The sequence below is a fragment of the Achromobacter xylosoxidans genome (assembly GCF_001457475.1).
GTDB lineage: Bacteria > Pseudomonadota > Gammaproteobacteria > Burkholderiales > Burkholderiaceae_B > Achromobacter > Achromobacter xylosoxidans.
Genome location: NZ_LN831029.1, coordinates 497,198 through 513,880 on the forward strand (window position 1 = coordinate 497,198; position 16,683 = coordinate 513,880).

Annotated in this window: 18 protein-coding genes and 1 riboswitch; of the genes, 8 read left to right on the forward strand and 10 right to left on the reverse strand. The window is 69.3% G+C overall.

Features of this window, described 5'->3' with window-relative positions; translation table 11 throughout:
* Positions 1-71: 71 nt before the first annotated feature.
* From AT699_RS02340 to AT699_RS02360, 5 genes are all read right to left on the reverse strand, one after another.
* The gene (locus AT699_RS02340; RefSeq protein WP_006386835.1) at positions 72-1,079 is read right to left on the reverse strand and encodes an Ldh family oxidoreductase; all 1,008 of its coding nucleotides are present in this window, start codon (positions 1,077-1,079) and stop codon (positions 72-74) included.
* Between the two features lie 30 nt (positions 1,080-1,109).
* Complete coding sequence (locus AT699_RS02345; protein ID WP_024067584.1) at positions 1,110-2,045, reverse strand: hydroxyacid dehydrogenase; 936 nt, start codon at positions 2,043-2,045, stop codon at positions 1,110-1,112.
* Between the two features lie 13 nt (positions 2,046-2,058).
* Entirely contained in the window at positions 2,059-3,072 is a 1,014-nt protein-coding gene (locus tag AT699_RS02350; RefSeq protein ID WP_024067585.1) for a Bug family tripartite tricarboxylate transporter substrate binding protein, read from the reverse strand.
* Positions 3,073-3,321: 249 nt separating this feature from the next.
* Complete coding sequence (locus AT699_RS02355) at positions 3,322-4,497, reverse strand: UxaA family hydrolase (RefSeq protein WP_006386837.1); 1,176 nt, start codon at positions 4,495-4,497, stop codon at positions 3,322-3,324.
* Positions 4,498-4,527: 30 nt separating this feature from the next.
* On the reverse strand, positions 4,528-4,809 hold the full coding sequence (locus AT699_RS02360) for a UxaA family hydrolase (RefSeq protein ID WP_006386838.1): 282 nt from the start codon (positions 4,807-4,809) through the stop codon (positions 4,528-4,530).
* Positions 4,810-4,991: 182 nt separating this feature from the next.
* Here AT699_RS02360 and AT699_RS02365 point away from each other — a divergent pair, with 182 nt between their 5' ends.
* From AT699_RS02365 to AT699_RS02380, 4 genes are all read left to right on the forward strand, one after another.
* A complete protein-coding gene (locus AT699_RS02365) occupies positions 4,992-5,747 on the forward strand; it encodes a GntR family transcriptional regulator (protein ID WP_024067586.1) in 756 nt (251 codons plus the stop codon).
* Between the two features lie 157 nt (positions 5,748-5,904).
* Positions 5,905-5,986, forward strand: a riboswitch (SAM riboswitch).
* Positions 5,976-7,247: a homoserine O-succinyltransferase MetX gene (metX, locus tag AT699_RS02370; RefSeq protein ID WP_020925391.1), complete on the forward strand. Its 1,272-nt coding sequence runs from the start codon at positions 5,976-5,978 to the stop codon at positions 7,245-7,247. It overlaps the preceding riboswitch by 11 nt.
* A complete protein-coding gene (metW, locus tag AT699_RS02375; protein ID WP_006386841.1) occupies positions 7,244-7,858 on the forward strand; it encodes a methionine biosynthesis protein MetW in 615 nt (204 codons plus the stop codon). The genes metX and metW overlap by 4 nt, the downstream gene beginning before the upstream one ends.
* 69 nt (positions 7,859-7,927) lie before the next feature.
* Positions 7,928-9,208, forward strand: coding sequence for a muropeptide transporter (locus AT699_RS02380; RefSeq protein ID WP_024067587.1), 1,281 nt, complete (start codon positions 7,928-7,930; stop codon positions 9,206-9,208).
* 37 nt (positions 9,209-9,245) lie between these two features.
* Here AT699_RS02380 and AT699_RS02385 read toward each other — a convergent pair whose 3' ends face one another.
* Positions 9,246-10,115 carry a universal stress protein gene (locus tag AT699_RS02385; protein ID WP_006386843.1) on the reverse strand — a complete coding sequence of 290 codons (870 nt, stop codon included), beginning with the start codon at positions 10,113-10,115 and terminating at the stop codon, positions 9,246-9,248.
* 259 nt (positions 10,116-10,374) lie between these two features.
* Here AT699_RS02385 and AT699_RS02390 point away from each other — a divergent pair, with 259 nt between their 5' ends.
* Together AT699_RS02390 and AT699_RS02395 are read left to right on the forward strand one after the other, a co-directional pair.
* Complete coding sequence (locus AT699_RS02390; protein WP_006386844.1) at positions 10,375-11,013, forward strand: trimeric intracellular cation channel family protein; 639 nt, start codon at positions 10,375-10,377, stop codon at positions 11,011-11,013.
* A gap of 110 nt (positions 11,014-11,123) precedes the next feature.
* Positions 11,124-11,825, forward strand: a complete 702-nt coding sequence (locus AT699_RS02395; RefSeq protein ID WP_024067588.1) for a GntR family transcriptional regulator — start codon at positions 11,124-11,126, stop codon at positions 11,823-11,825.
* An 88-nt stretch (positions 11,826-11,913) separates the two neighbouring features.
* Here AT699_RS02395 and AT699_RS02400 read toward each other — a convergent pair whose 3' ends face one another.
* Genes AT699_RS02400 through AT699_RS02415 form a run of 4 tightly spaced genes read right to left on the reverse strand, consistent with a single transcriptional unit; the run spans position 11,914 to position 14,928 of the window.
* Positions 11,914-12,684: a LamB/YcsF family protein gene (locus tag AT699_RS02400; RefSeq protein ID WP_006386846.1), complete on the reverse strand. Its 771-nt coding sequence runs from the start codon at positions 12,682-12,684 to the stop codon at positions 11,914-11,916.
* Positions 12,685-12,739: 55 nt separating this feature from the next.
* On the reverse strand, positions 12,740-13,741 hold the full coding sequence (locus AT699_RS02405) for a 5-oxoprolinase subunit C family protein (RefSeq protein ID WP_024067589.1): 1,002 nt from the start codon (positions 13,739-13,741) through the stop codon (positions 12,740-12,742).
* Complete coding sequence (gene pxpB, locus AT699_RS02410) at positions 13,738-14,472, reverse strand: 5-oxoprolinase subunit PxpB (RefSeq protein ID WP_049053064.1); 735 nt, start codon at positions 14,470-14,472, stop codon at positions 13,738-13,740. Before pxpB ends, AT699_RS02405 begins: the two co-directional genes overlap by 4 nt.
* A 24-nt stretch (positions 14,473-14,496) precedes the next feature.
* Positions 14,497-14,928 carry a VOC family protein gene (locus AT699_RS02415; protein ID WP_006386852.1) on the reverse strand — a complete coding sequence of 144 codons (432 nt, stop codon included), beginning with the start codon at positions 14,926-14,928 and terminating at the stop codon, positions 14,497-14,499.
* A gap of 141 nt (positions 14,929-15,069) precedes the next feature.
* Between AT699_RS02415 and AT699_RS02420 the strand changes: the two genes are divergently transcribed.
* Positions 15,070-15,945, forward strand: a complete 876-nt coding sequence (locus AT699_RS02420; RefSeq protein WP_058207551.1) for a LysR family transcriptional regulator — start codon at positions 15,070-15,072, stop codon at positions 15,943-15,945.
* A 72-nt stretch (positions 15,946-16,017) separates the two neighbouring features.
* Positions 16,018-16,602, forward strand: coding sequence for an HD domain-containing protein (locus AT699_RS02425; RefSeq protein WP_024067592.1), 585 nt, complete (start codon positions 16,018-16,020; stop codon positions 16,600-16,602).
* Positions 16,603-16,683 lie beyond the last annotated feature (81 nt).

Consider the following 16,683-nt stretch of genomic DNA (forward strand, 5'->3'; position numbering starts at 1 on the left):
TCGGGGCGCGCGCCCGTCGTCGGGGCGGGCGCGGCGGGTTTCGGTGGTTGAGCGGGCAAGGCGCGGCGGATTCAGGCCACGCCCGACATGGCGCGCAACTGCGCCATCAGCGCCTCGGGGATCTCCACGCCGTGCTTGAGCGCTTCGTCGCGCAGTTTGCGGCGGCGGTCGCCGGGCAGGCGCACGCCGTCGTCTTCCAGCATGGCCTCCACCAGCGTTTCGACGCGCTCCAGATAGGCCTCGTTGCCCGCCAGCGCGCCCGGGTCTATCGCCATGAAGGCCTGGCCCAGGCGCGCCGGGCCGCCCTCGTCGACGAAGAACGATTCGGTCTCGAAGCCGAAGTGCGAACCGGTCAGGGCGCAGGCAAGCAGTTCGATGATCAGCGCCAGCATCGCGCCCTTGACGCCGCCTGCCGGCAGCATGCTGCCGGCCAGGCCGGCCTTGGGATCGGTGGTGGGCTGGCCGTCGGCATCCAGCGCCCAGCCCAGCGGGATCGGCTGGTTGTCGCGCGCGGCGATCATGAGCTTGCCGCGCGCCACCTGCGACAAGGACAGGTCGATGACGATGCGGCCGCCGCCGCGGCGCGGGAACACGGCGGCGATGGGGTTGGTGCCGAACAAGGGGCGCTTGCCGCCCCAGGCCGGCATGGCGGCCGGCGAGTTGCTCAGCGCCAGGGCCACCAGGCCGGCGTCGGCCAGGGCTTCCAGGTGATAGCCGGCCTCGCCGAAGTGGTGGCTGTTGGCCACGCCGATAAAGGCCACGCCATGTTCACGGGCGCGGCGGGTGGCTTCCTCGACCGCCAGCGCGCAGGCGGGAAATGCCAGGCCCGAACCGGCATCGATCAGCGCCGCGCCGCCGCGCTCGTGCAGGATACGCGGCACGGCGGCGCCGAGGGCGCGGCCGGTGCGCAGGTGGCCGGCGTAGAACGGCACGCGCGACAGGCCGTGGGAACTGAGCCCCTGGCTTTCGGCGAAGACCAGCGCGCGGGCGGTGCTGTCGGCCATGGCCGGGTTGGCGCCCGCGGCGGCCAGGCTGGCCGCGGCCAGGTGTTGGAGTTCGTCCAGATAGATGTGAGCCATATCCTTCCTGTCAGGGAGGCGCGCCGCGCTTCATCGGGCACCGCCGGTAAGCGCTATTGTCACACCGGCGGCCACCATGTCGGAAACGCGGGTGTTGGCTTCCCGCGTCAGGCCGGCGATGTGCGGGGTCAGGATCAGGTTGGGCGCGCCGGCCAGCGGGCCGCCGGCGGACAACGGTTCCTGTTCGAACACGTCCAGCGCCGCGCCGCCCAGGTGGCCGCCACGCAACGCCGCCGCCAGCGCGGTTTCGTCGACGATGCCGCCGCGCGACGTGTTGATCAGCACAGCGCCCGGCCGCATGCGGGCGATGCGGGCGGCGTCCAGCAGGTGGCGGGTGCCGGTGGTCAGCGGCACGTGCAGGGTGACGGCGTCGGCCTGGGCCAGCAGGTCGTCCAGTTCCAGCCGCGTCGCCCCGGCATCGGCCCAGGCGGGGTGGTCGGCGGGCAAGGCCGCGTCGCACGCCACGACGCGCATGCCCAGCCCGGCCGCGAGCCGCGCGGTCAACTGGCCGATGCCGCCGAAGCCGACCACGCCCAGGGTGCGGCCATGCGCCTCCAGGCCTTGCGATAAGGCCGCGCGCGGCCACTCTCCGCCCGCCACCTCGGCGCTGGCGGCATAGGCGCCGCGCAGCAGCGCCAGCAGCGTGCCGACGACGTATTCGGCCACCGCGCGCGCATTGGCGCCGGTGGCCGGCACCACCTGGATGCCGCGCGCCGCGCAGCCGGGCAGGTCGATGTTGTCCAGCCCCACGCCCAGCCGGCCGACCGCCCGCAGCCGCGGCGCGGCCGCCAGCAGCGCCGCGTCCACCTGGCTGCGGTTGCGCACGATCAGGGCATCGGCCTGGCCGGCGGCGCGCAGCAGGGCGTCGCGCTGCTCCACCAGGTCGGGGGCGTAGCGCACGTCGAAGCGCTGGCGCAGCGCGTCGACCGCGGGCGCGTCCATGAATTCCGAGATAAGCACGTGCATGGCGGCTCCGGCGTCAGGCGATCTGGATGTTGGCGTCGCGGATGATCCTGGCCCAGCGGTCGACCTCGGATCGCAGATAGCTGCCGAATTCCGCCGGCCCGCGCGGCTGCGGCACGAAGCCCAGTTGTTGCAGGGCCTGCTGCATGGCGGGCTGCGAAATCTGCTTGACGATGGCATCGCCGATGCGCTGCACCAGCGCCGGCGGCGTGTTGGCGGGCGCCATGACGCCGGTGAAATTCTCCACGATCAGGTCCGGCAGGCCGGCCTGCGCCACGGTGGGCACGTCGGGCAGGTCCCGGCTGCGATCCCGGGTCGTGATGGCCAGCGCCCGTAGCGAGCCGTTCTTCACGTGCGACAGCGACTCGGGATAGTTCGAGAACACCACGTCCAGGTGGCCGCCGATGAGGTCGGTCAGCGACGGCGCGCCGCCCTTGTAGGGCACGTGCATCAGCGGCGTGCCGGTCAGCTTCTGGTACAGCGCCAGCGTCAGGTGCGGCGGCGTGCCGTTGCCGCTGGAGCCGGCCGCCAGCGGCTTGGCGGCGGCCGCCCGGGCCAGGTCGGCCATGCTCTTGATAGGACTCTTGGCATTGACCACCACCATGATGGGCGAGGACGCCAGGCCGGCCACTGGCGCCAGGTCGCGGGTCAGGTCGTAGCCGGCCTTGCCGGCGAACAAGGTGGCGTTGGCGGCATGCGACAGGGTGATGGCCAGCCACGTGTAGCCATCCGGCGCGGCGTGCGAAACATGCGCCGCGCCGATGTTGGCGCTGCCGCCGGGCTTGTTTTCCACGACCACGTTCCAGCGTTCGGCGTCGCCAAGTGCCTTGCCCACCTGGCGGGCGGCCACGTCGGTCAGGCCGCCGGGCGGGAAGGGCACGACGTAGTTGATGGGGCGATCGGGCCAGTTGCCCTTCTGCGCCAGCGCCTGCTGCCACGGCGCCAGCGCACAGAGGCCGGCGGCGCCCAGCGCGCCGAGCACGCGCCGGCGTTGCGCGTCGTCGATGGGGGGGTGTTGCTCGCGGTTCATCGGTCTTCCTCCTTGGGGGTTGGCGCCCGGGTAGGAATGCTTGCGCCTGTGCTGCCGTGGCGGCTTGCGCCCGGGTCTGCATGCATTTTCTGCGTGTGCTGCGAGGGACTGCGGGTGCTGCGCGAGAGCGAGGTGTTGCAAGGACTGCGGTTTGCGGTGGGGCGGCGACGCGGCGGCGACAGGGCCGCCGCCGCGTCGCTCCCGCCCGCGCGATGGCGCGGACGGCCGGCGCGCCGCATCGGGGCGCCGTCAGGCGCTTTCGAAGATACGGGTCAGGACGAACTCGCGGTGGCCCAGGGCCTCGGCCGCGGTCCAGCGGCCGTTGGCGGTGGCCAGCATGCATTCGAGCAGCTTGTCGCCGGCCTGGTTCAGGTCGATCTCGCGCTGCAGCAGGCCGCTGGTGTCGACGTCGATGTGTTCCGACATGGTGCGCACCGTGCGCGGATTGGCGCAGATCTTGATGACCGGCAGGATCGGGTTGCCGATGACGTTGCCCTGGCCGGTGGGAAAGAAATGCACCGCGTAGCCCGAGGCCGCGCATAGCGTCACCATCTCGGCCGCGGCCGAGGACGAGTCCATGAACCACAGGCCCGGGCCGTCGGGGATCTCGGCCTTGTCGATCACGCCGTCGACCCGGCACTGCTTGCCGATCTTCTGGATGTTGCCCAGCGCCTTTTCCTCGATGGTGGTCAGGCCGCCGGCGATGTTGCCCTTGGTGGGCTGCGATTCGGACAGGTCGCTGGTCTTCCAGCGGTCGATCATGGCCTGGTAGCGGTCGAACATGAACATGAAGCGTTCGCGCACGGCGTCGTTGGCGCAGCGCTCGGCCACGATGTGCTCGCCGCCGGTCAGTTCCGAGGTCTCGCCGAACACCAGCGTCGAGCCCAGCGCATAGAGCTTGTCGAAGGCGTTGCCCACGGTGGGGTTGGCGCCACAGCCCGAGGTGGTGTCGGACTCGCCGCACTTGGTCGAGACCCACAGGTCGGAGATGGGACACGTGCTGCGGGTGAGCGCGGTGGCGTAATGCACGAATTCCTTGGCGCAGCGCGAGGCCCGCATGATGGTGTCGTGGTCGCCGTGCAGTTCGATGCTGAAGCCCATGACCGGCTTGCCGGTGGCGGCGATGCCGTCGACCACGCGCTTGGTCCAGCCTTCCTCGATGCCGATCACCACCACCGCCGCGACGTTGGGGTTGCAGCCGGTGCCGATGAGGGTGCGGAAGTGCAGTTCCAGGTCTTCGCCGAATTGCAGGCGGCCGTAGGGGTGGGGCAGGGCCAGCGTGCCCTTGATGTTGTTGGCGACGGCCTCGGCCGCGGCGTTGGAGATGTCGTCCACGGGCAGCACGATGACGTGGTTGCGCACGCCGACCCGGCCGTTGTCGCGGCGGTAGCCCTGGAAGGTGGTCTGAGCATTGATGACGGACATGATGGTTTCCTGTGTGGGCGAAGGATCGGCTTACCAGCGCTTGGTCTTGATGTTGTGCACGTGGGCGTGCTGGCCGGCCTGGATCGGCGCGACCACGCGGCCGATGTCCACGCCGTACTTGTAGACCGTGTCGCCCACGGCCATGTCCTTCATCGCGACCTTGTGGCCGATGGGAATGTCCTGCGCGGCCCGCACATGGATGATCTTGTCCTCGTCCATGATCCAGGCATTGAGTTCCGTTCCGGCGGTCAGGCCTTCCACCACGGCGACCGCCACCGTGTCCTTGGCATCGTGCAATACGGCGTGAATCATCGTCTTTCCCTCCTGGGTGAGCGCCACGGCGGAGTGCCGCGGGCGCTTCGGATCACAACGTCCGGCAAATCTTATGGCTCGTTTTTCAGCATGTCAACTAAATCATATATATGAATTGTATGACTTGAGGAGAGGCGCCTCGCGCCGCTACACTGGAGCCCCGGATTTATTGCGATGCACCCATGAACACCAGCCTGTCATCGACTGTGCCTTTGGGCAGTCCCTTGTACGAGCAGGTCAAGCAGGCCGTGCTTGCCGCGCTGGCCCAAGGCGAATGGAAGCAGGGCGAGGCGATTCCGCCGGAAAAGAACCTGGCCGAGCGCTTCGGCGTGTCGATCGGCACCTTGCGCAAGGCGATCGACGAACTGGCGGCCGAAAACATCCTGGTGCGCCACCAGGGCCGCGGCACCTACGTCGCGGTGCACACCCGCAACCACCACTTCTTCAAGTTCTTCCGCATCCTGCGCCAGGACGGCCACAAGTCGTATCCGGCCACCGAGCTGCTGCGCTTTCGCCGCGTCAAGGCCTCGGCCGAGGCGCGCGAGAAGCTGGGGCTGGCGGCCGGCGCCTACGTGTTCGAGTTCCTCAACATGCTGTCGCTGAACGGCGACGTGGTCATGGTCGATGACATCTGCCTGCCGGAATCGCGCTTTCCGGGCATGACCGAGGCGCACCTGCGCGAGCGCGCCAGCACGCTGTATGCGCTGTACCAGGACGTGTTCGGCGTCAACGTCATCGCCACCGACGAACGCCTGCGCACCTGCCTGGCGGACCGCGCCCATGCGCGCTGGCTGGGCGTGGCCGAGGGCGCGGCGCTGCTGGAGATCCGGCGCGTGGCTTATTCGTACAACCGCCAGCCGGTGGAATGGCGCATCTCGCGCGTCAATACCGAACGCTACGAATACCTGGGGCACGAGCCCTGGGAGGCGGGGGCCTGAGGCGCCTGCCGCCTCGGAGCGGGAGGATGCGGCCGGCGGGGAAGGGGGCTGGCATTCCGATGCGGGCCTTCCCGCGATCACGGCGCTGACGGCCATGGCCGTTCCCGGCCGCTTGCCGTCCCCGCCACCAGCAGTGCTAGAATTCCTGCCGCACTATCCAATTTTCGGCGCCGATTTGCCTGATCCGCTTGCGGGCGCCTTCCAATAAATCCAGCTAAAGAGGTCCGTATGACCACTCCTGCCCAGAATTTGGCCGGTGATTCGGCCAGTGCCGCGCTCGCGACCCTGCCCGCCGCCACCCTCACGCAGTCCGATGCCGCTGATCCCGGTTCCGTCGGACTGGTTGCTCCCGTTTTCCTGCGTTTCGACGAGCCGCTGCCGTTGCTCAGCGGCCAGTCGCTGGCCAGCTACGAGCTGGCGGTCGAGACCTATGGCACGCTCAACGCCACGCGCAGCAATGCGGTGCTGATCTGCCACGCCCTGAACGCCTCGCACCACGTGGCGGGCCAGGCCGCGGACAGCCCCAGCGACGTCGGCTGGTGGGACAACATGGTGGGCCCCGGCAAGCCGGTCGACACCAACGTGTTCTTCGTCATTGGCGTCAACAACCTGGGCTCGTGCTTCGGTTCGACCGGCCCGGCCAGCATCAACCCCGAGACCGGCAAGCCCTGGGGCGCCGCCTTCCCGGTGCTGACGGTGGAGGACTGGGTGCAGGCGCAGGCGCGGGTCGCGGACCACTTCGGCATCGAGCGCTTCGCCGCCGTGATGGGCGGTTCGCTGGGCGGCATGCAGGCCCTGAGCTGGGCCATCACGCTGCCCGAGCGCGTGGCCCACTGCGTGGTCATCGCCAGCACGCCGCGCCTGTCGGCGCAGAACATCGGCTTCAACGAAGTGGCGCGGCGCGCCATCATCACCGATCCGGATTTCCATGGCGGCGACTACTACGCGCAGGAAACCGTGCCGCGCCGCGGCCTGTCGGTGGCGCGCATGATCGGCCACATCACCTACCTGTCCGACGACGACATGGCCGAGAAATTCGGCCGCGCCCAGCGCGAACCGGCCGCCAACGGCGCCTACCGCTACGGCTACGACGTCGAGTTCGAGGTCGAGTCGTACCTGCGTTACCAGGGCGAGAAGTTCACCCGCTATTTCGACGCCAATACCTACCTGCTGATCACGCGCGCGCTGGATTATTTCGATCCGGCGCGCAAGACCGGCGGCGACCTGGCGCGCGCGCTGGCGCCGGCCCAGGCGGATTTCCTGCTGGTGTCGTTCACCACCGACTGGCGCTTCCCGCCGGAACGCTCGCGCGAGATCGTGCGGGCCCTGCTCAAGAATTCCAGCCCCGTCACCTACGCCGAGATCGACGCGCCGCACGGGCACGATGCCTTCCTGCTGGACGACGCGCGCTACCATGCCGTGGTTCGCGGCTATTACGAGCGCATCGCCCGCGAATTGGGACTGACCGACGCCGCTCAGACCGAAGGACGCTCCGCATGAATCCCGTGACTCCCCGTCCCGCCGTCAATACGCTGCGCCCCGACCTGGCGCGCATCGCCAGCTGGATCGAACCCGGCAGCCGGGTGCTGGACCTGGGTTGCGGCGACGGCGCGCTGCTGGCGCACCTGCGCGATCACCGCCAGGTGCGCGGCGCGGGCGTCGAGCTGGACGACACCTGCGTCATCGCCTGCGTGCGGCGCGGGGTCGAGGTGATCCAGCAGAACCTGGAAGACGGCCTGGCCCTGTTCGACGACAAGCAGTTCGACACCGTGGTGCTGTCGCAGACGCTGCAGTCCATGCACCGCACCGAGCACATCCTGCGCGAGATGGCGCGGGTGGCGCGCCACGGCGTGGTGTCGTTTCCCAACTTCGGCTACTGGCCGCACGGCTGGGCCATCCTGCGCGGGCGCATGCCGGTGACGGGCCAGATGCCCTACCAGTGGTACAACACGCCCAACATCCACCTGTGCACGCTGCGCGACTTCGAACAGCTGGCCGGCGAGCTGGGCCTGCGCATCCTGGAGCGCGCCACTTTCAACGAAGGGCGCGAGATCAAGACCTTCCCCAGCTGGCGCAGCACCCTGGCGGTGTACCGCTTCGCCTCGCCCTGACATTCTGAAACGCCGGCTGACGGCCCGGGCGCCAGCGCCTAAAATGCCGCAAGCCCGCCGCGCCCGTCCGTGCGCCCGGCCGGCCCGTTTCAGGAGACCGTCATTACCGCTGTATCCAACGTCTACACCAGTCCCCGCGTCGCGCCCCTGCTGGTCCTGGGGTTCGCCAGCGGATTGCCGCTGGCCCTGACCAGCGGCACCCTGCAGGCGTGGGCCACGGTGGCCGGCGTGCCCTTGCAGCAGATCGGTTTCCTGACCCTGGTGGGCACGGCCTACACGCTCAAGTTCCTGTGGGCGCCGCTGGTGGACCGCTATGCGCCGCCGCTGCTGGGCCGGCGCCGCGGCTGGATGCTGGTGACGCAGGTGCTGCTGGGGCTGGCGATCATGGTCATGGGCACGCTGTCGCCGTCGTCGGCCTTGCAGGCGCTGGCCCTGCTGGCGGTGCTGGTGGCCTTCCTGTCGGCCACCCAGGACATCGCCTTCGACGCCTACTGCACCGACGTGCTGCGCAAGGAAGAGCGCGGCGCGGGCGCGGCCATCAAGGTCATGGGCTACCGGGTGGCGATGATCGTCTCGGGCGGGCTGGCGCTGATCCTGGCCGACCAGTGGATCGGCTGGGGCAATACCTATGTGGTGATGGGCGGCCTGATGCTGCTGTGCGCGCTGGCGACACTGTGGGCGCCCGAGCCGGAGCACGTGGCCAAGCCGCCGCGCAGCCTGGGCGAGGCCGTGTCGGCGCCCCTGCAGGAATTCTTCACCCGGCGCGGCGCGTTGGCGGTGCTGTTGCTGATCGTGCTGTACAAGCTGGGCGACGCCTTTGCCGGCGCGCTTTCGACCACGTTCCTGATCCGCGGCGCGGGCTATACCCCTACCGAGGTGGGCGCGGTCAACAAGGTCATGGGCATGGCCGCGACCGTCGTCGGCGCCCTTGCCGGCGGCCTCGTCATGTCGCGCTGGACGCTGTACCGGTCGCTGATGGTGTTCGGGCTGCTGCAGGCGGTGTCCAACCTGGGCTACTGGGTGATCGCGGTCAGCCCCAAGAGCATTTGGCTCATGGGCGCCGCGGTCGGGCTGGAAAACCTGTGCGGCGGCCTGGGCACGGCGGCGTTCGTCGGGCTCTTGATGGCCCTGTGCCGCCAGCGCTTCTCGGCCACGCAGTTCGCGCTGCTGTCCGCGCTGTCGGCGGTGGGTCGCACCTACCTGGCCGGACCCTTGACGCCGCCGCTGGTCGAGCACCTGGGGTGGCCCGGGTTCTTCCTGGTGACGGTGGTGATCGCGCTGCCGGGCCTGGTGCTGCTGCACCTGCTGCGCGGCCGCATCGAAGCCATGATGCAGGACGGCGACGCCTGACGCCGGGGCCCGGGGGCCCCGGCGTCAGCGCGGCGCGTCACTCCTCGCCGGCCAGGCGCACGATCAGCACGTCGCTGGGCAGCGCTTCGAGCAGCCGTTCGGCAACGCTGCCGATGGCCGTGCGCAACAGGCCGGTGCGGCCATGGGTGCCGGTGACGACCAGGTCGGAACGATGGTTGAAGGAATATTCCGACAGCACCGTTTCCGGCTGGCCGCATTCCATCACGACCTTGGGCGGCGCCACGTTGGCCAGTTCCGGCGTTTCGGCGATGAACTCGCGCGAACTCTGCTCGGCCGCGTGGTAGAAGCTGCGGGTCACGGCGTCGTCCGGCACGTTCTTGCCCTGGAACGGCACGTCATAGGCATGGAACAGCGTCAGGTCGGCGTTGGGCACCAGTTGCAGCGCGGCGCGCAGCGCCTGGCGCGAACCGGCCGAGAAGTCGGTGGCGACCAGCACGTCGCGGTACGGCTTGCGCGGACGGTTCTTGACCACCAGCACCGGCTGGCGCGCCTGGCGCACCAGTTTTTCCACCGTGGTGCCCAGCAGCAGGCGGCCCAGCGTCTCGTCGCGCGCGATGCCGGCGATGATCAGCGAGCAGCCGAAGCTGTCGGCGGTTTCCATGATGCGGACCAGGGGATCGCCCGTGACCACCACCACTTCGGTGGCCACGCCGGCGTTGGCCAGGTCCTCGGCCAGTTCGCGCTCGGCCACCGCCTTGTGGTCGGCGGCCAGCCGGCGCCAGACCGGCGTGGTCAGGCGCGCCGACACGCCGTGGTTTTCCATGACGTGCAGCACGACCAGCTTGGTATCGAGTTCCTTGGCCAGTTGCAGCGCGCGATCCAGGGCGCGATCACCCCGCGCGCTGAGATCCGTGGCCAGTAGGATGGGGCCAGGTTGTTGCGACATACGTTTCTCCCGAGATGGGGCCGGGCCGGTGGCTCCCGCTAGCCCGCCGGCCGGCCGATATCGCCCTTGCGGGCACACCCCCATTGTCCCGCCAGGGCGCGGACAGGGGCTTGACCGATATCAACGCACTTCCAGCGTAAGGGAGGATGGGGGGCGGCGGCAATGGCGGGGGGCGATGCCGTGTCAATACAATGGGGCCTGTCGCCCGTGCCGGGAAGCCGTCGCGCCCGCGGGTTTCGTCCCCATCCCTTGCCGTTCCATGTTCTACGACCTTTCGCCCGCCCTGCTGCACACGCTCTACCTGGTCGCCATCGTGGCCGAAGCCATGACCGCGGCGCTGTCGGCCGGCCGGCGCGACATGGACTGGATGGGCGTCTGCATCATCGCCTGCGTCACCGCGCTGGGCGGCGGCTCGCTGCGCGACGTGCTGCTGGGGCACTATCCGCTGACCTGGGTGGTCCATCCCGAATACCTGTGGATGACGGCGGGCGCGGCGCTGCTGACCGCCCTGATCGCGCCGGTCATGCGGCGCCTGCGCAGCGTCTTCCTGCTGGCGGACGCGCTCGGCCTGGTGGCGTTCACGGTCATCGGCTGCCAGGTTGCGCAACTGATGCAACTGCCGATCACGGTGGTGCTGATCAGCGGCATGATCACCGGCTGCGCCGGCGGGGTGCTGCGCGACGTGCTCTGCAACGAGGTGCCGCTGCTGTTCCGCAAGGAGCTGTACGCCAGCGTGTCGGTGGTGACCGGGGCGCTGTACCTGGGCGCGCAGGCCCTGGGCCTGCCGGCCAACGCTGCCGTGCCCATCGCGCTGGCGGTCGGCTTGGCGCTGCGCCTGCTGGCCCTGCGCTTCAATTGGCAGATGCCGAAGTTCGTGTACCGCGACGACTGGCATTGAGGTTCGCGCTGGACCTCATTCCTGCAACAATTTTCCTATTTGTGTTTCAATAAATTTCTAGTATCTTGTCGCTGTCGCAATACTTGCATCAGCAGTACAAGGGGAGCCGATTGGACGTCAAAGCGCCCGCCACGATTCCGTACTTCCTACAGGAACAGATTCGTGAGTTGATAGTGGATGGCACTATCAGGCCCGGGCAGCCATTGCGGGAACAGGAACTGGAGCAGCGTTTCGGCACCAGCCGCAGTCCCATCCGGGAAGCGCTGCGTCTGCTGGAACTGAGCGGCCTGGTGACGCATGTCCAGCGCAAAGGCTTCCGGGTCACCCTGTATTCCGAAACCCAGATCCGCCACCTGTACAAGCTGCGCGCGGAGCTGGAAGCCTATTGCATCCGCCAGGTCGCCGAGATAGACGACATTTCGCCGCTGGTGGCCGAACTGCGCGCCTATGACGAGGCGATCGCCGCCGCCATGGCCAAGCGCGACGTGCGCGCCTATATCGCGGCGTTGCGCGAGTTCTACCTGGCCGGCGCCCGCTTCACCGGCAACGCCCCGCTGGCCGAGGTGCTGACCAAGCTGTACGAGCAGGTCGAGCCGCTGCGCTACCTGCTGGCGCGGCAGACCATGGAATCGAACCGGCTGCAGACCTATACGCAGGGCATCACGCAGGCGCTCGCCAGCCGCGATTTCGACCGCGCCGCGGAACTGACCCGCGGCTACGTGCTGGATGTGCTGCCGGGTATCCTGCGGGCCTACCACGAGGCCTCGCTGCAGGACGCCGAGGAACCCGCGCCGCGCTACGGCCGCGCGTAACGGCGAGACAGCGTCCGGCGCCCGAGGCGCCGGCGCGTCCTTGCTGCGTCATCGAAACAGTGCCGCCCGTCGCCCGCGAATGGCGGCGTCAGGCGCGCGCGGACGGCGTGCGCACGGCGATGCCGGCCCGTTCCAGCGCCTCGCGGATGGCGCGCGCGAACACCAGCGCGTTGGGCTGGTCGCCGTGGATACAGAGCGTGTCGGCCTGCACCGGCACGTCCTTGCCGTCGACCGAGCGCACCTTGCCCTCCCGGACCATGCGCACCACCTGCGCCACGGCCTGGTCGACGTCCTCGATCATGGCGCCGGCGCGGGTGCGTGGCGTGAGCGAGCCGTCGTCCTGGTAGGAGCGGTCGGCGAAGACCTCGTTGGCCGCGGCCAGCCCGATGGCGCGCGCGGCGTCGATCAACTTGCTGCCCGCCAGCCCGTAAAGCAGCAGCGTGGCATCCACATCCTTGACCGCCTGGCAGATGGCGCGCGCCAGGCCTTCGTCCTTGGCGGCCATGTTGTAGAGCGCGCCGTGCGCCTTGACGTGGTGCAGCCGCGCGCCTTGCGAGGCGGCCACGCCGGCCAGCGCGCCGATCTGGTAGACCGTGATGTCGTAGGCTTCGTCCGGCGTGATCGGGATCGCGCGGCGGCCGAAGCCCACCAGGTCCTGCAGGCTGGGATGCGCGCCCAGCGCCACGCCCTGCTTGAGGGCGGCGGCCACGGTCTTGCGCATGGTGGCGGGATCGCCGCCGTGGAAACCGCAGGCGATGTTGGCCGAGCTGACGAAGGCCAGCACCGCGGCGTCGTTGCCCATGCTCCAGGCGCCGTAGCTTTCGCCCATGTCGCAGTTCAGGTCGATGCTTGTGCTCATGATGAGGTTCCTGTGGAGGTTCGGGCGGTTATTCGGGGGCGCTTGCGAGCTGGCTTCAAGGGCGGCCAGGCCCCAGCAGCGCGCGCAGCGGCGCCAGCGCGTCCAGCAACTGGGCGAAGGCGCGTTCGCGCTCGCCGTCCAGGCGTTGCGCCTCGTCGAGTTCGATCATGGCGAACCGCAGCGCGCGTCCCGGCGCGTACTGCGCCAGCAAGGGCAGGTCGACGCTGGCGATCTGCGCGATCTTGGGATAGCCGCCGGTGGTCTGCCGGTCGGCCATGAGGATGATGGCCTCGCCGCCCGACGGCACCTGCACGGTGCCGAAGCAGGCCGCCTCGGACAGCATCTGGCGCGGCTGGCTCATGGACAGCGCCGGACCCTGCAGGCGGTAGCCCATGCGGTCGGACTGCGGGCTGATGCGGAATTCCGAGCCGCCGAAGGCGTGGCGGCTGGCTTCGGAGAATTCCTGCCACTGCATGCCGGGCAGGAAGCGGATGGCGTCGCGCTGCTTGTGGCCGAGCGTGCCAGGCAGGTAGATGCGCAGGTCCCACAGGGCCTTTTGCAGCGCGTCCAGGCCGTGGCCATCGAGCGCCTGGCGCAAGCCGACCTGGTCGCCCTTGGCCAGCGCGCGGCCCTCGAAGCCGCCGAAGCCGCTGCGCAGGTAGGTGGTTTCGCTGCCCATCACCGGCGCCAGCGCGAAGCCGCCGTGCACCGCCAGGTAGCCGCGCACGCCGTTGGCGGGCCGCGCGCCGAAGGCCAGCGTGTCGCCGGCGCGGGCCACCAGCGGCCGGTGCTGCGGGATCTCCTGGCCGTTGAGCGTGGCGCCCAGGTCGGCCCCGGCCAGCGCGAAGCAGGCCGGCGCGTCGAAGCGCAGCGTCGGGCCGGTCAGGGTCATTTCGAGCGTGGCAGGGTCGCCGCTGTTGCCGGCGAGCGCGTTGGCCAGGCGGTGGGCGCGTTCGTCCATGGCGCCGGCGGCCGGGATGCCCTGGTGTTGGTAGCCCTCGCGGCCGCGGTCCTGGAAGCTGGACAGCATGCCCGGCTTGATGATGGTGATGCTCACGGCCGGTTCCCCCGCAGGCGCGCGAATTCGTCGGCGCTGATCGGCACGAAGCGCACCGAGTCGCCCGGCTGCAGGTAGGCGGCCGGCTCGCGCGCGGGGTCGAACATGGTCAGCGGCGTGGTGCCGATGATGTGCCAGCCGCCGGGCAGGCGGTTGGGGTAGATCACCGTCTGGCGGTTGGCGATGGCCACCGCGCCGGCCGGCACGGCGGTGCGCGGCGAGGGGCGCCGCGGCAGGTTCAGTTTTTCGTCGTGCACGCCCAGGTAGGCGTGGCCGGGGGCGAAGCCCAGCATGAACACCATGCTGCGCGGTCCGCTGTGCAGGGCGATGACTTCGTCGGGCGTCAGGCCGGCGGCGCGGGCGACCTCGTCGAGGTCGGGCCCGTGCTCGCCGCCGTAGCAGACCGGTACGTCGACCTCGCGGCCGGCGGCATTGTCGGCCGCGATGCCGTCGGCCAGCAGCGCTTCGATGCGCTCGGCCAGGTCGGCGTAGGTGGGGCCGTGGCCCAGCCCGTCGGGTCGGTAATGCACGGCCACCGCCACGAACGACGGCACCACGTCGGTCACCCCCGGCAGGCCGGCGTCGCGCAGCTTGCGCGCCGCCGCCAGACAGGTGCGGCCCACGGCGGCGTCGATCCGGTCGCCGAAAGAAACGATGAGGCAGCGGTCACCCTGGGGCTGGATGCGCCAGGTGGCTTCGGCCGAAGAAGATGGGTCTGGTGTTGCGTTCAACGGCACGAAACCTGTAGAGACGGATTACTTGGCGAACAACGAATCCAGGTTCTTGAACGCCTTGAATTCCAGCGCGTTGCCCGACGGATCCAGGAAGAACATGGTGGCCTGTTCGCCGACTTCGCCCTTGAAGCGGATGTAGGGCTCGATGACGAACTCGGTGCCGGCATCGGTCAGGCGCTTGGCCATGGCTTCCCATTGTTCCATGGAAAGCACCGCGCCGAAATGGCGCACGGGCACATTGTGCGAATCGACCGCGCTGGTGGCCTTGTGGCCGCACTCGCTGGGGGCCAGGTGGGCGACGATCTGGTGGCCGTAGAAGTTGAAGTCGATCCATTCGGGCGAGCTGCGGCCCTCCGGACAGCCCAGCTTTTCGCCGTAGAAGGCGCGGGCTTCGGCCAGGTCGCGGACCGGGAAGGCCAGGTGGAACGGCGGCAGGTTGGTTTGAGCGGTCATGAAAAGCTCCGGATGAGGCGGAAAAGGTAATTCAGAATGCGGACGATCGCTATCGGGTCGTGTCCTGAGCTGCTAGTTTATGAATTGTTTTTTTGATTGAAAAACGATATTTTTTGTGTCTTAGCATCGAAAATATTGATTGTGATCAAAGAATTCAAGACCTTCATCGCCGTGGCGCGCGACGGCACCTTCACCGGGGCGGGCGCCCAGCTGGGCCTGACCCAGTCGGCCGTCAGCGCGCAGATCAAGCGCCTGGAAGACTATCTGGGCGTGGCGCTGTTCGACCGCAGCGCGCGCGCCGCCGTGCTCAACGACCATGGCCGCGAGATGCTGCCGCAGGCCGAGGAACTGGTGGCCATGGCCGAGCGCATGGCGTCCACGGCCGGCGCCGGCCACGTCAGCGGATCGCTGCGCATCGGCGCCATCGCCTCGGTGCAGCAGGACCTGCTGGTGCGGGCGCTGGGCGAGTTCCGCGCCGGCTATCCCGACGTGCGGGTGCGGATCGTGCCGGGGGTGTCGCTGTCGCTGCTGGGGCAGGTGGACGCCGGCGAGGTCGACATGGCGCTGCTGATCCGGCCGCCGTTCGCGCTGCCGCCGGAATTGGGCTGGCAGCCGTTGCTGCGCGAGGAAGTGGTGCTGGCCATACCGGCCGCGATGGCGTTGGCGCCGTGGCGCGAGGTGCTGGCGGCGCAGCCCTTCATCCGCTACGACCGCGCGTCGTTCGGCGGGCGCGTGGTGGACCTGTTCCTGAAGAAGCAGCGCATCACGGTGCACGAGGCCGTGGAGCTGGACGAGATCGAGGCCATCGCCAACATGGTGCGCCACGGACTGGGCGTGGCGCTGCTGCCGCGCTTGCGCGGCCTGGATACGGATGGCCTGCGGCTGGTGTCGCTGGGCGATGCGGCGTTTCATCGCGAGATCGGCCTCATCGGGCGGTTGCCGTTCGACGCCGGCAGCGTCCGCGGCAAGATGGCCGAGTGCCTGGCGCGGGCGGCGGGGGCCGCGTTGGCGCCCTGAGCCAGCCAGGGCGGTACAGTGTCGGGGATGCGATCGGCATTCGCGCCAAGACCGCCACCCACGCAGGACACCATGGCATCGACCTCACTGGAAAAACAGCTGCAATTCCTCCGCGAAATCGACCGGCTCAAGACCGTCGTCCGGCAATCGCCGCTGCTGGACCGCAGCCGCAAGGAGAATTCCGCCGAGCATTCCTGGCACCTGGCGCTGTACGCGCTGGTGCTGAGCGAATACGCCAGCGGTCCGGTGGATACCCAGCGGGTCATGCGGATGCTGCTGCTGCACGACGTGGTCGAGATCGACGTCGGCGATTTCCCGGTCCACGGCGGATCGTCGGCGGCCTGGCAGGCCGAGCACGAGGACAAGGCGGCGCAGCGGCTGTTCGGCTTGCTGCCCTCGCCGCAGGGCGATGAGTTCCTGGCGCTGTGGCGGGAATTCGAGCAGGCCGAGAGCGAGGACGCGCGCTTCGCCAAGGCGCTGGACCGCTTCCAGCCGCTGCTGATCAACGTGTTCACGGGCGGCGGCACCTGGACCGAGAATGGCGTGTCGCGCGAGCAGGTGCTGGCCCGCTACGGGCCGGTGATCCAGCGCGGGGCGCCGAAATTGTGGGACGTCTGTGAGCGCTGGGTGGCGGCGCATTTCGCGGGCCGGGCATGATGTGATCCGCGTCTGGGGGCTCACGTTCCCGTCCAGCCGCGGCCGTCCTGCGTCCGCATCCGCCCGTGCCACGCGCATGGA